Consider the following 3,358-nt stretch of genomic DNA (forward strand, 5'->3'; position numbering starts at 1 on the left):
GCGCGGGGGGGGGGCCCCCCACCGGGGCGCCCCCGGCCGACGTCACCCGGGTGAGCGCAAGCCGCGGCTCACCCCTTCCGGCGGCGGCAGGCCAGCCACACCACGGCGGCCACGCCCGCTGCTACCACCAGCACCGTGCCATTGGCCCGCGTCAGCGACGCGCCCCGGGCGGTCCCCTCCCGCACCGGCTCGGGCGCCTTCTCCTCCCACAGGTGACCGACCTCGGCGGCCTTGGCCCGGACCTGCCCGGCGGCCTGAGCGGCCTTCTCCTTCACCGGGTCGGGCAGCCGGTCCTGCACCTGGTGGGCCAGGTCGGTGGCCTTCGCCTTCAGTTCCCCCGCCTTGAGAGCGGCCTGCTCCTTCACCTCGCCGGCCTTCGCGGCGGCCTGCTCCCTGACCTCGGCGGCCTTCTCGTGGGCGCGCGCCCTGACATCGGTCTTCGCCGCGAACGCCTGGATCGTCTCCCCGAGCTCGGCCCGGGTCCGCTCGACCTGCTCGCGCAGTTCCTCGGGGCTGGCGGCGATGGGTTCGTCGTGAGGCGGCTGGGTCATCGGTGTGCCCTCTCCTTGATCTCGGCCAGGTCGGCCTTCACGTTCTCGACGGTCCGCTCGGGCACGGCCGGGCCGGCCCTGTCGATCTGTCTCTTTCCACTCACGGCCAGCACTGCGGCGATGACCCCCAGCACCGCCGTGACGATCAGCCCGGCCGCCCACACCGGCAGCGTCACCGCCAGCGCGGCGATCACGGTGGCGACCAGCGCCTGCGCCATCAGGAAACCGACCAGCCCGGCGCCTCCGAACAGGCCTCCGCCCTTGCCGTAGCGCCGGCCCTTCTCCTTCATCTCCTGCTGCGCCAGGTGGAGTTCGCCTCGCACCAGCTCGGTCAGCTGGTGCGAGGCCAGCTGGACCAGCTCACCCACCGACTGCCGGCCCGGTCGGTCCACGCTCGAGGCGGACCCGGCCCCGTGCGCCTGCGTGCTCGACACAGCGGTCACCTCCTCTCCCTCTGCGCTCCTCCTCCGCCGGCCGGAACGCACCGTGCGCCCGGCCGCCTGTCCAGGGCGCGCTTACCCCGGCCGGGCGAGTTCAGACCGGTCGTATGCCCGACGTGCCCGCCGGCTTCACCGGTCCCCCTGGCCGGACTCGGGCCACCCACGGGCCGAGCCCTGACCGGCCCGTGACTCCGGCCCGGGTTCGAGTGCCATTCGAGTGCCAACGGTTACGAGTCGCCCGGGCCGCGCCCGGTCGAGCCCACTCGTCCTGCCCACGAGTCCAGCCCAGCCCGCGAGTTCAGCCCGGCCCGCGCGTTCAGCCCGGCAGGAGTCCGGGCGCTGCCGGGTCCGGTCAGTCCTTCCTCGATGGCCTGATGTGACAGATCCTGGTCATTGCGGCCATGCCCGGCCGGGCGGAATGATCAGGGCATGCCCCCACCGCACCGCGTCGTGATCGCCGCCTTCCCCGGCATCGAGCTGCTGGACGTCACCGGGCCGGCCGAGGTCTTCTCCGTCGCCTCCCGGGTCGCCGGGGCCGACCGGCCCGGCTACCTCGTGCAGATCGCGACGGCCGACGGCGGCCCGGTGGTCACCTCCAGCGGCGTTCGGCTGATGGCCGACCTGACCCTCGACGACGTGGCCGGCCCGGTCGACACACTGCTGGTCTCGGGGGCGATCGAGATCGTCGGCGACGCCGTCGAGCCGGTGATCGACCAGGAGGTCACCCGCTGGCTGCGCCGCGCGGCGCCCCTGGCACGGCGGATCGGGTCGGTCTGTGCCGGCGCGCACCTGCTGGCCGCCGCCGGGCTGCTCGACGGACGGCCGGCCACCACGCACTGGCTCACCGCGGCCCGGCTGGCCGCCGAACACCCCGGCGTCCGGGTCGACCCGGATCCGATCTTCGTCCGGGACGGGCAGGTGTGGACCTGCGCCGGCGTCACCTCCGGGATGGACATGGCGCTGGCCATGGTCGCCGAGGACCACGGCCAGGACCTCGCGCTCGCCACCGCCCGGATGATGGTGATGTACGTCAAACGCTCCGGCGGGCAGAGCCAGTTCAGCGTCCCGCTGTCCGTCCAGAGTTCCGAGGACGACCGGATCGACGAGCTGCGCCGGTGGATCGCCGAGCACCTCACCGACGACCTCTCGCTCGAAGCCCTCGCCGCTCGCGCGCACCTGAGCGCGCGCCACCTCGCCCGGCTGTTCCAGCGGCGCACCTCCACGACACCGGCCGCCTACGTGGAGGCGGCCAGGTTGGAGGCCGCCCGACGGCTGCTGCAGGACGGCAGCCGAAGCCTGCCCGAGGTCGCCGCCGCCAGCGGTCTCGGCTCCGTGGAGACCTTGCACCGCGTCTTCCGCCGAAGGCTCGGCACCACCCCCGCCGAGTACCGCCGCCGCTTCTGACCCACCCCGCCCACCGGCCGGGGCACGCCGCCCCCGGCCGAGCTCCGCCATGCCCGCACACACGACATCGACCGACGAGCTCCGGAGGAGAGCCATGTCCCGCACGAAGGTCATCCCGATCCCGGTCATGGGCCGGCACAACATCAACGCCTACCTGCTGCTCGGCCGACGGCCCGTCATCGTCGACGCCGGGACCCCGGGCAGCGGCCGGAAGATCCTCGCCCAGGTCGTCGCGCACGGCGTCGACCCGGCCGACGTCTCGTTGATCGTCATCACCCACGGCCACATCGACCACTTCGGCTCCGCCGCCGAACTGCACCGGCTCACCGGCGCACGCGTCGCCGGCCACGTCGCCGACCTCGGACCGTACCGCTCCGGGCGGGTCCGCGAACCGTACCTGCCCACCGGCCCGATGGGCCGCCTCATGGCCCGCAACCGCAAGCTCCACGTCCAGGCGGAGCCGGTCGAACCGGCCGTGCTCATCCGCGGCGAGACGAGCCTGGAGGACTTCGGGGTCCGGGCGCGCATCATGCCCACCCCCGGCCACACCGCCGGATCGGTGTCCGTCCTCACCGACGCCGGTGACCTCGTCGCCGGCGACCTGGTCGCCGGCTCCTTCATGGGCCTCGTCCCCGGCAAGCCCGCCAACCCGCCCTTCCACGACGACCCGCGGCAGAACCTCGCCAGTCTCCGCCGGATGCTCGCCCTCGACCCCGTCGCCCTCCACGTCGGCCACGGCACCGCGCTCGACCCGGACCGGGTGCGCCGGTGGGCCGACCGGGAGCACGACCGCCTCGCCCGACTCGAGGCCGGCGGACGCCTGCCTTCCCGCGCCGGGTGACGCGCGGGGTACGGCCCCGCCTCCCGGCCCAGCACCACCCGGCCCAGCACCACCCGGCCCAGCACCATCCGGCCCAGCGCCTCCCGGCCCGGACGCCGACCTGCGGCGAGCGGGTCCGCCAC

4 protein-coding genes are annotated in these 3,358 nt (G+C 74.6%); 2 read left to right on the top strand and 2 right to left on the bottom strand.

The genetic code is table 11. The features are described from left to right. Positions 1–68: 68 nt before the first annotated feature. Positions 69–551: a DUF3618 domain-containing protein gene (locus ABT247_RS32710; RefSeq protein WP_350750117.1), complete on the bottom strand. Its 483-nt coding sequence runs from the start codon at positions 549–551 to the stop codon at positions 69–71. Then, positions 548–919 carry a phage holin family protein gene (locus ABT247_RS32715; protein ID WP_350750123.1) on the bottom strand — a complete coding sequence of 124 codons (372 nt, stop codon included), beginning with the start codon at positions 917–919 and terminating at the stop codon, positions 548–550. Before ABT247_RS32715 ends, ABT247_RS32710 begins: the two co-directional genes overlap by 4 nt. A gap of 501 nt (positions 920–1,420) precedes the next feature. On the opposite strand from ABT247_RS32715, the gene ABT247_RS32720 reads away from it, so the two are divergent. Both ABT247_RS32720 and ABT247_RS32725 read left to right on the top strand, forming a co-directional pair. Further along, the gene (locus ABT247_RS32720; RefSeq protein ID WP_350750119.1) at positions 1,421–2,395 is read left to right on the top strand and encodes a GlxA family transcriptional regulator; all 975 of its coding nucleotides are present in this window, start codon (positions 1,421–1,423) and stop codon (positions 2,393–2,395) included. Positions 2,396–2,489: 94 nt separating this feature from the next. Continuing rightward, entirely contained in the window at positions 2,490–3,236 is a 747-nt protein-coding gene (locus ABT247_RS32725) for an MBL fold metallo-hydrolase (protein WP_350750121.1), read from the top strand. The last annotated feature ends 122 nt before the right edge of the window (positions 3,237–3,358 follow it).

It is taken from the genome of Kitasatospora sp. NPDC001539 (assembly GCF_040298565.1).
GTDB lineage: Bacteria > Actinomycetota > Actinomycetes > Streptomycetales > Streptomycetaceae > Kitasatospora.

Excerpts from the sequence above, each read along its gene's own strand:
- ABT247_RS32710 (WP_350750117.1), bottom strand. The coding sequence starts at position 551 with ATGACCCAGCCGCCTCACGACGAACCCATCGCCGCCAGCCCCGAGGAA.
- ABT247_RS32720 (WP_350750119.1), top strand. The coding sequence starts at position 1,421 with ATGCCCCCACCGCACCGCGTCGTGATCGCCGCCTTCCCCGGCATCGAG.
- ABT247_RS32725 (WP_350750121.1), top strand. The coding sequence starts at position 2,490 with ATGTCCCGCACGAAGGTCATCCCGATCCCGGTCATGGGCCGGCACAAC.